Source organism: Shinella fusca, from assembly GCF_014203155.1.
In the GTDB taxonomy this organism is placed as follows: Bacteria; Pseudomonadota; Alphaproteobacteria; order Rhizobiales; family Rhizobiaceae; genus Shinella; species Shinella fusca.
The window spans coordinates 42493-56058 of sequence record NZ_JACHIK010000018.1; the positions used below are offsets into that span (position 1 = coordinate 42493).

17 protein-coding genes are annotated in these 13566 nt (G+C 66.3%); 13 read left to right on the top strand and 4 right to left on the bottom strand.

Annotation, left to right across the window (positions count from 1 at the left end):
- Positions 1–55 precede the first annotated feature (55 nt).
- The 3 genes from HNQ66_RS19830 to HNQ66_RS19840 all read left to right on the top strand — a co-directional run bounded on the left by HNQ66_RS19830 (position 56) and on the right by HNQ66_RS19840 (position 1989).
- Positions 56–517, top strand: a complete 462-nt coding sequence (locus tag HNQ66_RS19830) for a hypothetical protein (protein WP_184145913.1) — start codon at positions 56–58, stop codon at positions 515–517.
- A 364-nt stretch (positions 518–881) separates the two neighbouring features.
- On the top strand, positions 882–1382 hold the full coding sequence (locus HNQ66_RS19835) for a GNAT family N-acetyltransferase (RefSeq protein WP_184145914.1): 501 nt from the start codon (positions 882–884) through the stop codon (positions 1380–1382).
- Between the two features lie 22 nt (positions 1383–1404).
- The gene (locus HNQ66_RS19840; protein ID WP_184145915.1) at positions 1405–1989 is read left to right on the top strand and encodes a DJ-1/PfpI family protein; all 585 of its coding nucleotides are present in this window, start codon (positions 1405–1407) and stop codon (positions 1987–1989) included.
- A gap of 8 nt (positions 1990–1997) precedes the next feature.
- Here HNQ66_RS19840 and HNQ66_RS19845 read toward each other — a convergent pair whose 3' ends face one another.
- Complete coding sequence (locus HNQ66_RS19845; RefSeq protein WP_184145916.1) at positions 1998–2390, bottom strand: hypothetical protein; 393 nt, start codon at positions 2388–2390, stop codon at positions 1998–2000.
- A gap of 210 nt (positions 2391–2600) precedes the next feature.
- Between HNQ66_RS19845 and HNQ66_RS19850 the strand changes: the two genes are divergently transcribed.
- The 3 genes from HNQ66_RS19850 (at position 2601) to HNQ66_RS19860 (ending at position 4276) form a co-directional block, all read left to right on the top strand.
- Complete coding sequence (locus HNQ66_RS19850) at positions 2601–3203, top strand: superoxide dismutase (RefSeq protein ID WP_184145917.1); 603 nt, start codon at positions 2601–2603, stop codon at positions 3201–3203.
- Positions 3204–3625: 422 nt separating this feature from the next.
- Positions 3626–3907, top strand: coding sequence for a toxin-antitoxin system TumE family protein (locus HNQ66_RS19855; RefSeq protein WP_184145918.1), 282 nt, complete (start codon positions 3626–3628; stop codon positions 3905–3907).
- Positions 3908–4276 carry an HVO_A0114 family putative DNA-binding protein gene (locus HNQ66_RS19860; protein ID WP_184145919.1) on the top strand — a complete coding sequence of 123 codons (369 nt, stop codon included), beginning with the start codon at positions 3908–3910 and terminating at the stop codon, positions 4274–4276.
- Here HNQ66_RS19860 and HNQ66_RS19865 read toward each other — a convergent pair whose 3' ends face one another.
- Positions 4277–4975 (bottom strand): helix-turn-helix transcriptional regulator, encoded by a 699-nt coding sequence (locus HNQ66_RS19865; protein ID WP_184145920.1) that lies wholly within the window; start codon positions 4973–4975, stop codon positions 4277–4279.
- A gap of 118 nt (positions 4976–5093) precedes the next feature.
- Here HNQ66_RS19865 and HNQ66_RS19870 point away from each other — a divergent pair, with 118 nt between their 5' ends.
- The 3 genes from HNQ66_RS19870 to HNQ66_RS19880 all read left to right on the top strand — a co-directional run bounded on the left by HNQ66_RS19870 (position 5094) and on the right by HNQ66_RS19880 (position 7301).
- Positions 5094–5729 carry a LysE family translocator gene (locus tag HNQ66_RS19870; protein WP_184145921.1) on the top strand — a complete coding sequence of 212 codons (636 nt, stop codon included), beginning with the start codon at positions 5094–5096 and terminating at the stop codon, positions 5727–5729.
- Between the two features lie 128 nt (positions 5730–5857).
- On the top strand, positions 5858–6301 hold the full coding sequence (locus HNQ66_RS19875) for a c-type cytochrome (RefSeq protein WP_184145922.1): 444 nt from the start codon (positions 5858–5860) through the stop codon (positions 6299–6301).
- Between the two features lie 91 nt (positions 6302–6392).
- Entirely contained in the window at positions 6393–7301 is a 909-nt protein-coding gene (locus HNQ66_RS19880; RefSeq protein ID WP_184145923.1) for a cytochrome c, read from the top strand.
- Between the two features lie 153 nt (positions 7302–7454).
- On the opposite strand, the gene HNQ66_RS19885 is transcribed toward HNQ66_RS19880, so the two are convergent.
- Entirely contained in the window at positions 7455–8336 is an 882-nt protein-coding gene (locus tag HNQ66_RS19885; RefSeq protein WP_184145924.1) for a branched-chain amino acid aminotransferase, read from the bottom strand.
- Between the two features lie 180 nt (positions 8337–8516).
- Between HNQ66_RS19885 and HNQ66_RS19890 the strand changes: the two genes are divergently transcribed.
- From HNQ66_RS19890 to tam, 3 genes are all read left to right on the top strand, one after another.
- Positions 8517–9557, top strand: coding sequence for a zinc-dependent alcohol dehydrogenase family protein (locus tag HNQ66_RS19890; RefSeq protein WP_184145925.1), 1041 nt, complete (start codon positions 8517–8519; stop codon positions 9555–9557).
- 228 nt (positions 9558–9785) lie between these two features.
- Positions 9786–10436, top strand: coding sequence for a haloacid dehalogenase type II (locus HNQ66_RS19895; protein ID WP_184145926.1), 651 nt, complete (start codon positions 9786–9788; stop codon positions 10434–10436).
- Positions 10437–11210: a trans-aconitate 2-methyltransferase gene (gene tam, locus HNQ66_RS19900; RefSeq protein ID WP_184145927.1), complete on the top strand. Its 774-nt coding sequence runs from the start codon at positions 10437–10439 to the stop codon at positions 11208–11210.
- A gap of 145 nt (positions 11211–11355) precedes the next feature.
- Here the strand turns inward: tam and HNQ66_RS19905 are convergent, their stop codons facing one another.
- Positions 11356–12918 carry a helicase HerA-like domain-containing protein gene (locus HNQ66_RS19905; protein WP_184145971.1) on the bottom strand — a complete coding sequence of 521 codons (1563 nt, stop codon included), beginning with the start codon at positions 12916–12918 and terminating at the stop codon, positions 11356–11358.
- Positions 12919–13154: 236 nt separating this feature from the next.
- Between HNQ66_RS19905 and HNQ66_RS19910 the strand changes: the two genes are divergently transcribed.
- A complete protein-coding gene (locus tag HNQ66_RS19910; RefSeq protein WP_184145928.1) occupies positions 13155–13544 on the top strand; it encodes a hypothetical protein in 390 nt (129 codons plus the stop codon).
- Positions 13545–13566 lie beyond the last annotated feature (22 nt).

The window sequence follows — 13566 nt, forward strand, 5'->3', positions numbered from 1 at the left end:
TCGCAAAAGCCGCAACCGCTAATGGTTCCCTGAAGTCTTTCAGGGAGCCATTGTCATGAAGATCGACGGCAGCACGCTTTCCGCCTATGCGCTCTCCCGCCAGCGCACGGCGACGGCCGACAACAGCCTTTCCGGCGACACGGGCGGCGGCGGCGGTTCTTCATCGGGGCGCAACATCCCGACCGTCGAGCCCACCGCCGCGATGCCCTCCGGCCTTGCCAACGCGCTCTGGCTGACGACGGCGAAGCTGGAAAAATCCGGCACGGAAAGCGACGATCTTCTCTCCGAATTCATGGACCTTGCGAAGATGACGCCCATCGAGCGGCTGCGCAAGGAGCTCCTGGAGAAGATGGGCCTCACCGAGGACAGCCTCGCGCAGATGCCGGAGGAACAGCGCGCGGCCATCGAGGAAGAGATCCGCCGCGCCATCAAGGAACGTCTCGGCATCGACGACACGCAACACGCCGGCGCCATGGAAGGGCAATCCACCGCCGGCACGCCGGAAGCGGAGGCCTGACCAGCCTTCGCTTTCCTGCTTCGAGGTAAAGACCCTCTCTGCCTGCCGGCATCTCCCCCACAAGGGGGGAGAACGCTGACGGCTTGCTCTTCCTTCCCATTTTTCGCGCGAAGGAGCGGCACGTTAAGTCCCTCCCCCTTGTGGGGAGGGGTTGGGGAGGGGTCTTCATTTTTCCGCAACAGACCCGATTGACAATCACCGCGAAAGAGAGAATATCGCGTCCATGATCAAGAGCACGCACATCGCCGCAACGTATTTTTGGCTGTTCCGATAGGAGCGGCTGTTCGATCATGTCAACAAGCCGCCATCAGGCGGCTTTGTTGTTTTAAGGGCACCTGATGGCAGAAAAACCAAGGAGCCCGAAATGCAAAATACCGTCATCAAGCTCGAACCCCTGCCCGTCGAACGCCCGCCGGTGCTGACCATCCGCGCCGCCCGCCAGGGCGACCTGCAGCAGATCCTCGACATGATCGCGCTGCATGCCGAATGCCACGGCGACACGGCGAAACTCACGGCCGCCGACCTCGACCGCGACCTCTTCGGCGCCCATCCCTGGATCACCGCGCTGGTGGCCGAAGCCGGCGGGCGGCTGATCGGCTACGCCCTGCTCGTGCCGATGTACCGCGCCGCCGAAGGCCTGCGCGGCATGGAGCTGCACCAGATCTTCGTGCGCGCGGGCCATCGCGGCAACGGCATCGGCCACCATCTCGTCTCGCGCGCCCGCGAGCATGCCCGCATCGCCGGCTGCGGCTACCTCTCGGTGAGCGCGGCGACCGGCAACTTCAACGCCCACCGCTTCTACGAGCAGATGAATTTCCGCGCCGGCCCCGTCACCGGCATGCGCTACGTGCAGGCCCTCGGCTGACCGCCCCTTCAAGGAGACCACCATGGCAAAGCGTCTGGCAATCGTCCTCACCGAGGGCTACGCGGACTGGGAATGCGCGCTGCTGATGGCGACGGCGCGCGGAGACTGCGGGGCCGAGACCGTCGTCCTGACACCGGGCGGGGCCGACGTCACCTCGCTCGGCGGCCTCACCGCGCGCTCCGCCGGCCGGGCCGAGGAGGCCGCGCCCGGCGATTTCGACATCCTGGTGATCTGCGGCGGCACGATCTGGCAATCCGGCAAGGCGCCGGACCTTGCCGCGCCCGTCCGCCGCTTCCTGAATGCCGGAAAGCCGGTGGCGGGGATCTGCGACGCGACGCTGGAGCTCGGCCGCCTCGGCGTGCTCGACGAACGGGCGCATACCGGCAACTACCGCAGCCAGCTTGCGGACAAGGTGCCAGCCTATCGCGGCGGCGCGCTCTACCGCGACCAGCCGCAGGCGGTGAACGACCGCAGCGTCATCACGGCCTCGGGCGCCGCGCCCGTCACCTTCGCGAAGGAAGTGCTGGAGGCCATCGGCCTCGGCTCGCCCGAGCTTCTCGACTATCTGCGCCTTTACGGCGACGAGCACCGCCCGGCTTCCGCCTGACGCTGCACCTATTCCTGTCCGGCGTCGTCCACCGTCTTGTCGTCGCCCGTTTCGGCGCGCTTTGCGGCGGCGGCCGCGCGCTCGCTCTCGCGCACCACATGCAGGAACTCCGCGGCGATCGGCGGGGAGACTTCTACCGTCTTCTTCTCTTTGTCGTAGATGCAGACATAGGTGATCTGGCTCTTGGCCTCCGGCGAAAGCCCCTCGACGGCGGCGATGCCGAAGGATTGGGTCCCCGTCGGCTCGACGAAGACGGTGGGCGTTCCGAGCGCCTCGGGAAGGCTTGCAAGGCAGCTCTTCTCCACGTCCGCGCGGAATTCCTCCCAGGCATCGGGCGAGGAGGCATGCGCCGCCGGGGCGGCAAGGGCGAGGGAAAGGACGGCAAGGGGATGAACGCGCATCGAAAGGCTCCGTGTTGCATGGACTTCGGGCGAAATGTCCTTGATCGGATCTCGTTCCGCCCGCCCTTGATCTGACAGGGGAAACGGGAATGATTTTGTCGCCTGTCAGGAAAATTTGGAAGCCGGGCGGTTGCCTCTTCCGGTTGCCGCTCCTATGTTCCGATCACGGATTTCATTCATAAAATCCCGTCGCCAAGAGGAGACACCACCATGGCTTTCGAACTTCCGCCGCTTCCCTACGATTACGACGCGCTTTCGCCCTTCATGTCGCGCGAAACGCTCGAATATCACCACGACAAGCACCACAAGGCCTATGTCGACAACGGCAACAAGCTGGCGGAGGAAGCCGGCCTTGCGAACCTCTCGCTCGAGGAGATCGTCAAGAAGTCCTACGGCACCAACCAGGGCCTCTTCAACAATGCGGGCCAGCACTACAACCACCTGCATTTCTGGAACTGGATGAAGAAGGGCGGCGGCGGCAAGAGCCTGCCGGGCGCGCTCCAGAAGGCCATCGACAGCGACCTCGGCGGCTATGACAAGTTCAAGGCCGATTTCGTCGCCGCCGGCACCACGCAGTTCGGCTCCGGCTGGGCCTGGCTCTCCGTCAAGGACGGCAAGCTCGCCATCTCCAAGACCCCGAACGGCGAGAACCCGCTGGTCCACGGCGCTCAGCCGATCCTCGGCGTCGACGTGTGGGAACACTCCTACTACATCGACTACCGCAACGCCCGCCCGAAGTACCTCGAAGCCTTCGTCGACAGCCTGATCAACTGGGACTATGTCCTCGAACGCTACGAAGCCGCCACGAAGTAGTCCTTTCGCGGGTTTAGCGCTTTACGGAACCCCGGCTGGAAACGGCCGGGGTTTTTCCTTGGCCGGCACCCTCGCCTCACGCACTCCGTCATCCTCGGGCTCGACCCGAGGATCCAAGCAACACCCGGGGCATGGATAGTCGGGTCAAGCCCGACCATGACGGAGGAGAGGTTCGGCAAATTGCAACACAGTGCTCTGGCTAGAAATGGCCCGAGTTTTCTTTTGTAGGCAACATCACCCCCACACTCCGTCATCCTCAGGCTTGCCCCGAGGATCCAGTCGGCACCGGGGCATGGATGGTCGGGGCAAGCCCGACCATGACGGAGGAGAGGCCAGTGGAGTTGCCGGCAATCTGACCGGGTCGTCTCCGGTCGGTGTTTCTTTGGTCGACAAACCGCCGTGTTGATGGCATAAATGCCAACATGGATGCCGTTCTTCTCGAGCGCTCGAAGACGGTCCTGCCGGACGGTTCGATCGTCGAGATCGTGCTCTGGCAGGTTCCCGAACCCGTTCCCGGAAGCACGCATCTTTTCAAATACCGCCTGTTCTACGGGCGGGACGGCCGGCGGATCGTCGGCTTCGATAATGAGCGCGGCAAGGGCGACCATTGCCATCTCGACGGGCGCGAGCGGCCCTATGCGTTCTCGACCGTCGCCGCGCTGCTCGAAGATTTCCGGGCCGAGATCGCCAAAAGGAGACGTTGAATGAAGCGCGCCTGCATCCAGATCCGCAGCGATTCCGAGGCTCTCCTCGCAGAAAGCCTGGCACGGGCGGCCGAAGCGGCACGCACGGGCGTGCCTTCCGATCCTGTCGCGACCTTCACTTTCAGCTCCCCCGCGCAGCTCTTTTCCGTCATCAGCCCCAAGCGCTGGGAATTGATCGAACATTTGCAGAAGATCGGCCCGAGCAGCATCCGGGCGCTCGCCCGTTCGCTCGGACGGGATGTGAAACGGGTGCATGAGGACGTGGTCGCTCTCGCAGACTGGGGGATCGTCGAGCGCACCGATACCGGCAAAGTGGTAGTGCCTTTCGACGTCATCCATGCCGACTTCGATTTGCGGGCCGTCGCGTAGTCACACCGCACCGGCCGGCCTTTCCGCCCACCCCGAAATCCACAATTGCCGCAACCCATTCCCCTCGCCGCGGAAATGACTGCCGGTCGCTTCACAGGCTTCCACGCGGTCGGCGCGGAAGTTGCGGAGGGCGCGGCGCAGCTCGCACCAGGCGACGATATTGGCGTTTTCCGAATAATAGATCAGGGCGATGGGGCGGATGGTGCGCTCGGTGGGGCGGGCCTGTTCGTCGCGGTAGCGGATCGACAGCGTCTCCTCGTCGCGGATCGCCCGGCGCACGCCCGCAAGGTCGATGCCCTCCGGCTGGCGTGGCGCCGAGCCCCAAGCGTGCAGCGCTCGGGCCGAAAGCGTCTGGCGCAGCGGCGGCGGTACGGCGCCGGCGATCTTCTCGCCGACGCGGCGGGCGGCGGCCTTGAGTTCGGCATCGCCTGTGCGCTCCAGCAGCGCGAGCGCCAGCACCACCGCCTCTGTCTCCTCGATGGAGAACATCAGCGGCGGCAGGTCGAAGCCGGGCCGCAGGATATAGCCGATGCCGCGCTCGCCCTCGACCGGCACGCGCATGGCCTGGAGAGCCGCGATGTCGCGGTAGATCGAGCGCACCGTCACCTCCAGCCGCAAGGCGATCTCCGCCGCCGTTATCGGGTGGCGGGCGAGCCGCAGGATCTGGATGATCTCGAAAAGCCGTGATGCCTTGCGCATGTCCCCCATCACAACTGACACATCCCTGTCAGTTGCCTTTCGCTATAGCACGCCCCAAACGCTTGAAACTGAACGCATCATAGGCCCTTCGCGCGGGGCCCGGCAATGGACAACTGACATGACCTACAGCGAAAACCTCTGGCTCTTCTTCCTCCTCGTCGCCGGCATCATCGTCGTGCCGGGCATGGACATGGTGTTCGTGCTGGCAAGTTCGCTTTCGGGCGGGCGCAGGGCCGGCCTCTCGGCGACCCTTGGCATCATGGCGGGCGGGCTCGTGCACACGCTCTACGGCGCGCTCGGCGTCGGCCTGCTTCTCCATTTCGCGCCGAAACTCTTCGAGGTGCTGCTGGTCGCGGGTGCGGCCTATGTCGCCTATATCGGCTGGCAGCTCTTCCGAAGCTCCATCGTGATCGAGGCGGTGGACGGGCTCGACCGGCGCGGCCTCCTCACCCGCTTCCGCCAGGGCGCGCTGACGAGCCTCATGAACCCCAAGGCCTATCTCTTCATGCTCGCCGTCTTCCCGCAGTTCCTGAGGCCCGAGTTCGGCCCGGTCTGGCGGCAGGCGGCGGTGATGGTGCTGGTGATCTGGGCAACCCAGCTTGCCGTCTACGGCGGCCTTGCGCTCGCCGCCAGCCGCAGCCGCTCCGCGCTCCTCGCCAGCCCCGCCGCCACCCGCTTCATCGGCCGCGCCGCCGGCGTGCTGCTGATCGCGATCGCGGCGTTTACGGTGTGGCGGGGCTGGGGAAGCCTGTGAGGGCGCAAACAGGTTCCCGCCCGCGGCATCAAAAAGATTTTACTGTCCGGATTCGTTCAAAATGCAATCATGCGGTCGCATCGTAAACCGGCGGCGCGTGGAGCGGCTGCCAGAATCGGGAGACCTCGATGAAGTTCAGGACTTTGGCGGTCGCGGCCGCGCTTGCGGTCATCGGCGCGGGCGTCGTCGCAGCGGCGGACGAGCCGCAGGTCGTGCGTCAGGGCATGATGAAGAAGATGGGCGGCGCCGCCGGGGCGCTTGCCGGCATCGCGAAGGGCGAGAAGCCCTATGACGCGGAGATCGTCAAGGCATCGCTTTCCACCATGGTGGAGGTGGCCAAGACCTTCCCCGACCAGTTCCCCGCCGGCTCGGAGACCGGCCACGAGACCGAGGCGAGCCCGAAGATCTGGGAAGCCATGGACGACTTCAAGGCGCATGCCGCCAAGCTCGGCGCGGACGCCGAGGCCGCCCTTGCCAACCTTCCGGCGGACCAGGCGGCGGTCGGCGCAGCGCTCAAGACCATCGGCGCCGATTGCGGCAGCTGTCACGAGGTCTACCGCATCAAGAAATAAGCGGTAGACCGGCCTTCCCGAAGCTGCGCGCCGCCCGGCCCTTCCTGCCGGGCCGGCGCCTTTCGGTCCGGATGCGTCACAGGAGGCCCGCATGGCACTTCGCAAATTCCTCGGCGGCATCGTCCTCCTCGCGGCGGCGGGCGCGGGGGCATTCTATTTCATCACCGCGCCGCAGCGCCTTCCCGCGCAGACCTGGGCCTCGGCCGGCGAACCGGACCTTGCCAACGGCGAGCGCCTCTTCAATGCCGGCGGCTGCGCAAGCTGTCATGCCGCGCCGGGCGCTACGGATGCAGACCGGCTGGTGCTTGCCGGCGGCCTTGCGCTGAAGAGCCCGTTCGGCACCTTCCATGCGCCGAACATCTCGCCGGACGAGACGGCGGGCATCGGCGGCTGGACATTGGCCGAGTTCGGCGATGCGATGAAGCGCGGCACGGGGCGACGGGGCGAGCATCTCTACCCCGCCTTCCCCTACGCCTCCTATGCGCGCATGACCGTCAAGGATATCGGCGATCTCTACGGCTACCTGAAGACGCTGCCGAAGAGCGCCAGCGTGCCGCCGGGGCACGACCTGCCCTTCCCCTTCAACATGCGCCTGCTGCTCGGCGGCTGGAAGTTCCTCTATCTCAACGAGGCGCCGCGCGTGGTGCTCGCCGATGCTAGCGAGACGGTGAAGCACGGCCAGTACCTCGTGGAAGGCCCCGGCCATTGCGGCGAATGCCACACGCCGCGCGACGTGCTGGGCGGACTGAAGACGGACGAATGGCTTGCCGGCGGGCCGAACCCGGAGGGCGAAGGCCGCATCCCGGACATCACGCCGGTCGAGGGCAAGTTCGGCGACTGGAGCGCGGGGGATATCGCCGGCTATCTCGAAACCGGCTTCACGCCGGACTTCGACAGCGTCGGCGGGGCGATGGTCGCCGTGCAGAAGAACATGGCGCGCCTGCCGAAGGAGGACCGCGAGGCGATCGCGGCGTATCTCAAGGCGGTGCCGGCGCGGTGAAGTGGAGGTGGTAAAGACCCCTCCCTAAATCCCTCCCCACAAGGGGGAGGGACTTACCGTGCGGCACGCCCGGCATTCAAGAATTGCGGGAAAAGCGGGCTTCCAGCCTTTCTCCCCCCTTGTGGGGGAGATGCCGGCAGGCAGAGAGGGCCTTTACGCATCCCCGCCCGAATGGGCCCAGTCGAAATAGAGGTCCCGCGCCTTGGCGGTGACGGGGCCGGCTTGCAGGTCGCGGTCGTCGAGGCGGGTGACGGGGACGACCTTGGAATAGTTGCCGGAGGTGAAGATCTCGTCGGCGCCGGCGAAATCGGCGACCGTCAGCGTCGTTTCGACCACCTCGAAGCCGGCCTCGCGCAGGAGGCCGATGACGCGGCTGCGGGTGATGCCGGCAAGGAAGGTGCGGTTGGCGGCGGGCGTGAAGACGACGCCGTCCTTCACCATGAAGACGTTGGACGAGGCCGTCTCGGCGACGTTGCCCAGCATGTCGCGCACCAGCGCGTTGTCGAAGCCGCGCTTCCTCGCCTCCACCAGCATGCGGGCGTTGTTGGGGTAGAGGCAACCGGCCTTGGCGTCCGTCGGCATGCATTCCACCGTCGGGCGGCGGAAGGGCGAAAGGGTGAGCGAGGAGCCGGCCTTGGCGTCGCCCATCGAGGCCTCGAAGAGGCAGAGCGCGAAGCGGGTCGATTCCGGGTCGGGCGCGACGACGCTGAACGAGCCGTGCTCGGCCCAGTACATCGGCTTGATGTAGATCGCCGTCTTTCCGTCGAACTTCTTCACGCCCTCCCAGGCGAGCGCCTCGATCTCCTCGGCCGCCATCGTCGCCTTGAGGCCGAGCGCCTCGGCGGAGCGGTTGACGCGCCGGCAATGAAGGTCGAGGTCCGGCGAAATGCCGTCGAACCAGCGCCCGCCGTCGAACACGGTCGAGCCCAGCCACATGGCATGGGAGGTGGGGCCGATGAGCGGCGGATTGCCCGAAATCCATTCGCCGTCCACGAAGGTAAAGGTCGCGGAACGCGGTGCGGTATCGACTGGCATCTTGAAAACTCCTTTCACCGTTCTGGCCGGGCCGGCGGGCCGGTCCGTTCGCAAATGCCTTCCGCCAGCAGGGCCGGCTTGTCCATTCAAGATGTTGAATGGGTGCATCAGGTCTTATCATGAATGGCGTTCTGGCGGGTCCCCATCCGCCATGCGATAGAAGGGCAAAGGGAGGCCAGCATGCGCGCGATGTATTACGAAGCCTTCGGGGCGGTGCCGGAAATCCGCACCCTGCCCGATCCGACGCCGGGCGAGGACGGCGTCGTCATCAAGGTGGAGGCGACGGGGCTCTGCCGCAGCGACTGGCACGGCTGGATGGGGCACGACCCGGATATCCGCCTGCCGCATGTGCCGGGGCACGAGCTTGCCGGCCGCGTGGTGGCGAAGGGCAAGGCGGTGCGGCGCTTTTACGAGGGCGAGCGGGTGACGGTGCCTTTCGTCTCGGGCTGCGGCCATTGCAGCGAGTGCCGCTCGGGCAACCAACAGGTCTGCGAGGCGCAGTTCCAGCCGGGCTTTACCCATTGGGGCTCGTTTGCCGAATATGTCGCCATCGACCATGCCGATCACAATCTCGTGCATCTGCCCGAGGCGATCGATTTTCCCACCGCCGCCAGCCTCGGCTGCCGTTTCGCCACCTCGTTCCGCGCGGTGGTCGACCAGGCGCGGGTGACGGGCGGGGAATGGGTGGCGGTGCATGGCTGCGGCGGCGTCGGCCTTTCCGCCATCATGATCGCCGCCGCGCTCGGGGCCAATCCGATCGCCATCGATATTTCGGCCGAGAAGCTGGATTTGGCCCGGAAGATGGGCGCCGTCGCGACGGTCGACGCGCGCGCCGTGGCGGATGTCGCGGAGGCCGTGCGCGAAATCACGGGCGGCGGGGCACATGCCTCCATCGATGCGCTCGGCTCGCCCGTCACCTGCTTCAACTCGATCAGGAATTTGCGCCGGCGCGGGCGGCATGTGCAGGTCGGGCTGATGCTGGCGGACCACGCGACGCCGCAAATCCCCATGGCCCAGGTCATCGGCCACGAACTGGAGATCTACGGCAGCCACGGCATGCAGGCCTGGCGCTACGACGCGATGCTTTCGATGATGGAAAGCGGCAGGCTCGCGCCGCAGAAGCTGATCGGGCGGCATATCGGGCTGGAGGAAGCCGTGCCGGCGCTGATGGCGATGGACCGGGCGACGGATCTGGGGATCAGCGTGATTACGCGGTTTTGAGAACGTAGCGGGCTTGCCTTCGGCATACCCCCCTCTGCCCTGCCGGGCATCTCCCCCACAAGGGGGGAGATTGAATCGTGGCACTGCTTTGCCCCAAGCTGATCTCCCCCCTTGTGGGGGAGATGCCCGGCAGGGCAGAGGGGGGTGCCATCGCACGCCCTAGCCGATTGACATTCCCGCCCCGATATCCGCCAATCGCGGGCGCCACCAGAGGAGAATACCCCCGCCATGTCCCACGCCGCCTATGTCTTCGACGCCTACGGCACGCTGTTCGACGTGCATGCGGCCGTGCGCCGCCATGCGGGGGATGTGGGGCCGAACTACCAGATCTTCTCCGAGATGTGGCGCGCCAAGCAGCTCGAATATTCCTGGACACGGGCGCTGATGGGGGCCTATGCGGATTTCTGGCAGCTTACCGAACAGGCGCTCGACTATACGTTCCAGCATGTCGGCGGCGTCGATCCGGCGCTGAGGCAAAAACTGCTTGATGCCTACTGGAAGCTCGACTGCTACCCGGAGGTGCCAGCCGTGCTGAAGGCGCTGAAGAGCCGCGGCGCGCATATCGCGATCCTCTCCAACGGCTCGCCCGCCATGCTCGCCTCGGCGGTGAGGAACGCCGCGCTCGACACGGTCATCGACGACATCTTCTCCGTCGACGCGGTGAAGACCTACAAGACCGCCCCCGCCGTCTACGACCTCGTGACGACGAGTTACCGGCTCTATCCGAATGCCGTGTCCTTCCAGTCCTCCAACCGCTGGGACGTGGCGGGTGCGACGAAGTTCGGCTTCCGCACCGTCTGGATCAACCGCGGCAACATGCCGGATGAATATTTCGATCTCGGGCCGGCGCTGATCCTGCCCTCGCTGGAGAGTCTGTAAATGGCCTGGTCTGCCGCGCAATACCTGAAATTCGAAGACGAACGCACGCGGCCGGCCCGCGACCTCCTCGCGCAGGTGCCGGACGACCTCGTCGCCGGCACGGTCTACGACCTCGGCTGCGGGCCGGGCAATTCGACGGAGCTGCTGGTCAGGCGCTTTCCCGGCCGGGGCGTGCGCGGTGTCGACAGCGCGGCCGACATGCTGCGCGCCGCCCGCGAGCGGCTGCCGGGCGTCGATTTCGTCGAATGCGACCTTGCCCGCTGGAACCCGCCGGAGCCCGCCGCCCTGCTCTTCGCCAACGCCGTCTTCCAGTGGCTGCCGGACCATGTGGCGTTGCTCGCGCGGCTGATGGACGGCCTTCGCCCCGGCGGCGTGCTCGCCGTGCAGATGCCGGACAATCTGAACGAGCCCTCCCACCTCATGATGGAGGAAAGCGCGCTCGCCGGAAATTGGCGCGGGGCCTTTTCCGAGGGGACGCCGCGGCGCAAGACCCTCCCCGCCCCCGCCGCCTATTTCGATGCGCTCGGGCCGAAGGCGGCGCGCGTCGATGTGTGGCTCACCGCCTACAACCATCCGATGGCCGATGCCGGCGCCATCGTCGAATGGGTCAAGGGCACGGGCCTTCGCCCCTATCTCGACCGCATCCCGGCCGAGGAGCGCGACGGCTTTGCCGCCGACTACGAACGCCGCCTCGCCGCCGCCTACCCGCCGATGGCCGACGGACGGCTGCTGCTGCGCTTCCCGCGGCTGTTCATCGTTGCCGTGAAGGCGTGAAGGCCCCTCCCTAAATCCCTCCCCACAAGGGGGAGGGACTTACAGTGCGGCACTCTCAGCGGAAAATTTTGGGAAAAACACGCCCCCAGCCTTTCTCCCCCCTTGTGGGGGAGATGCCGGCGGGCAGAGAGGGTCTTTTAGCCCTCTACCGTCGCAAACTTCCGAGGATGCCGCGCACAAGGGCGCGGCCGAGGGAGGAGGCGACGGTGCGGGCGACGGACTTCATCGCGGCTTCGGCGATCGTCTCGCGCTGGTAGCCGGAGCGGGCCTTGGGCTTTGCGGCGGAAGGCGATGCCGGCTCCTCGTCGCCGAAGCCGGGCAAGGTCCAGCGGCTGCCGCCGGAGGACGGCTGGCTCGCCTCCTGCGTTGCGGCCTCCTGCTGCGCGGCGGCGGTCTCGGCCGCCTTCTTGGCGCGCGCCGTCAGGATCTCGTAGGCCGATTCCCGGTCGACATCCTCGTCATAGAGGCCGGCGACGGGGCTGACGCCCATGATCTCCTTGCGCTCGGCATCCGTGACCGGGCCGAGGCGCGAGGACGGCGGACGGATCAGCGTGCGCTCGACCATGGAGGGCGAGCCCTTGCCTTCGAGCGTGGAGACCAGCGCCTCGCCGGTGCCGAGATTGGTGATGACCGTGGCGCAGTCGAAATCCGGGTTGGGGCGGAAGGTATCGGCCGCCGTCTTCACCGCCTTCTGCTCGCGCGGCGTATAGGCGCGAAGCGCATGCTGCACGCGGTTGCCGAGCTGGGCGAGCACCGTTTCCGGTACGTCGAGCGGGTTCTGCGTGACGAAATAGACGCCGACGCCCTTGGAGCGGATGAGGCGGACGACCTGCTCGACGCGCTCGATCAGCACCTTCGGCGCCTCGTTGAAGAGCAGGTGCGCCTCGTCGAAGAAGAAGACGAGCTTCGGCTTGTCGGGATCGCCCACTTCCGGCAGCACCTCGAAGAGTTCGGAGAGCATCCAGAGCAGGAAGGTGCCGTAGAGGCGCGGGTTCATCATCAGCTTGTCGGCGGCGAGCACCGAGATTGCCCCGCGCCCGTCGTTCGTCGTGCGCATGATGTCGGAGATCTTCAGCGCCGGCTCGCCGAAGAACTGCTCGGCGCCCTGCTGCTCGAGGATCAGCAGCTCGCGCTGGATGGAGCCGACCGAGGCCTTGGAGATGAAGCCGAACTGGCTGGAGAGCGCCCCGGCATTCTCGCCCATGTAGTTGAGCAGCGCCTGGAAATCCTTGAGGTCGAGCAGCGGCAGGCCGCCCTGGTCGGCGATCTTGAAGGCGATGTTGATGACGCCTTCCTGCGCGTCCGTCGCGTTCATCAGGCGCGAGAGGAGGAGCGGGCCCATCTCGGAGATGGTGGTGCGCACCCGATGGCCCTTCTCGCCGTAGAGGTCCCAGAAGATCACCGGGAACTGCTGGAACTCGTAAGGGGTAAGGCCGATCTGGTCGGCGCGCTTCTGAAGGAAATCCTTCGCCTCGCCGATGGCGCCGATGCCGGAAAGGTCGCCCTTCACGTCGGCGCAGAACACCGGCACGCCGGCATTGGAGAACCCTTCGGCGAGGATCTGCAGCGTCACCGTCTTGCCGGTGCCCGTCGCGCCCGTGACGAGGCCGTGCCGGTTGCCGAACTTCAGCTCGAGATACTCGGGCTTGTTGTTCGTGTCGTCCGGCTTGCGGCTCGTGCCGATATAGAGTTTTCCGTCCTGAAGAATGGGTTCCGCCACGTTGAAACTCCTTGGCTGCCGGTCCCTTCACGATTCGCGGCCGGTTGTCGCCCCGGCCATGTTTTCATTGAATCGTCTCACGCAGGTTATAAGGATAGTCCGGCGGGCAAACAACACGCTTTCAGGGCCTTGCGGATGAGGCCGCCCGCGTGCCGCACCCGCTTGAGTTTGCCGGGGATTTCATTTACCTTGACGTTAACGTCAATTCGTTCGGAGGATTTTGCATGAACGATCTCGTCACCCGCGTTGCCGATGCCGTCGGCATCGAGCCGGCACTCGCCGAAAAGGCCATCGGCATGATGCTCGGCTTCCTGCAGCGGGAAGCCGCCGACGGCCCGGTCGCCAAGATGATCGAGGCCATTCCCGGCGCGTCCGACCTCGTCGCGCAGTATAACGGCGAAGGTGCGGGCGGCGGCCTCCTCGGCGGCCTGATGAACGCCATCGGCGGCGGCGGCGTGATGGCGCTCGGCCAGCAGCTCATGAGCCAGGGCCTCGGCATGGGCGAGATCACCGGCCTTGCCAAAGAAACCATGGCCGTCGCCCGCGAACATGCCGGGCCCGACGTGGTCGACGAGGTCGTCGCCTCGGTGCCGGGGCTCAGCCAGTTCGTCTGATCGGGTGGGCGAAGGCCCCTCC

Excerpts from the sequence above, each read along its gene's own strand:
- HNQ66_RS19875 (WP_184145922.1), top strand. The coding sequence starts at position 5,858 with ATGAAGTTCAGGACTTTGGCGGTCGCGGCCGCGCTTGCGGTCATCGGC.
- HNQ66_RS19840 (WP_184145915.1), top strand. The coding sequence starts at position 1,405 with ATGGCAAAGCGTCTGGCAATCGTCCTCACCGAGGGCTACGCGGACTGG.
- HNQ66_RS19910 (WP_184145928.1), top strand. The coding sequence starts at position 13,155 with ATGAACGATCTCGTCACCCGCGTTGCCGATGCCGTCGGCATCGAGCCG.
- HNQ66_RS19865 (WP_184145920.1), bottom strand. The coding sequence starts at position 4,975 with ATGCGCAAGGCATCACGGCTTTTCGAGATCATCCAGATCCTGCGGCTC.
- HNQ66_RS19885 (WP_184145924.1), bottom strand. The coding sequence starts at position 8,336 with ATGCCAGTCGATACCGCACCGCGTTCCGCGACCTTTACCTTCGTGGAC.
- HNQ66_RS19845 (WP_184145916.1), bottom strand. The coding sequence starts at position 2,390 with ATGCGCGTTCATCCCCTTGCCGTCCTTTCCCTCGCCCTTGCCGCCCCG.
- HNQ66_RS19890 (WP_184145925.1), top strand. The coding sequence starts at position 8,517 with ATGCGCGCGATGTATTACGAAGCCTTCGGGGCGGTGCCGGAAATCCGC.
- HNQ66_RS19860 (WP_184145919.1), top strand. The coding sequence starts at position 3,908 with ATGAAGCGCGCCTGCATCCAGATCCGCAGCGATTCCGAGGCTCTCCTC.
- HNQ66_RS19895 (WP_184145926.1), top strand. The coding sequence starts at position 9,786 with ATGTCCCACGCCGCCTATGTCTTCGACGCCTACGGCACGCTGTTCGAC.
- HNQ66_RS19880 (WP_184145923.1), top strand. The coding sequence starts at position 6,393 with ATGGCACTTCGCAAATTCCTCGGCGGCATCGTCCTCCTCGCGGCGGCG.
- HNQ66_RS19850 (WP_184145917.1), top strand. The coding sequence starts at position 2,601 with ATGGCTTTCGAACTTCCGCCGCTTCCCTACGATTACGACGCGCTTTCG.
- HNQ66_RS19870 (WP_184145921.1), top strand. The coding sequence starts at position 5,094 with ATGACCTACAGCGAAAACCTCTGGCTCTTCTTCCTCCTCGTCGCCGGC.
- HNQ66_RS19835 (WP_184145914.1), top strand. The coding sequence starts at position 882 with ATGCAAAATACCGTCATCAAGCTCGAACCCCTGCCCGTCGAACGCCCG.
- tam (WP_184145927.1), top strand. The coding sequence starts at position 10,437 with ATGGCCTGGTCTGCCGCGCAATACCTGAAATTCGAAGACGAACGCACG.
- HNQ66_RS19830 (WP_184145913.1), top strand. The coding sequence starts at position 56 with ATGAAGATCGACGGCAGCACGCTTTCCGCCTATGCGCTCTCCCGCCAG.
- HNQ66_RS19855 (WP_184145918.1), top strand. The coding sequence starts at position 3,626 with ATGGATGCCGTTCTTCTCGAGCGCTCGAAGACGGTCCTGCCGGACGGT.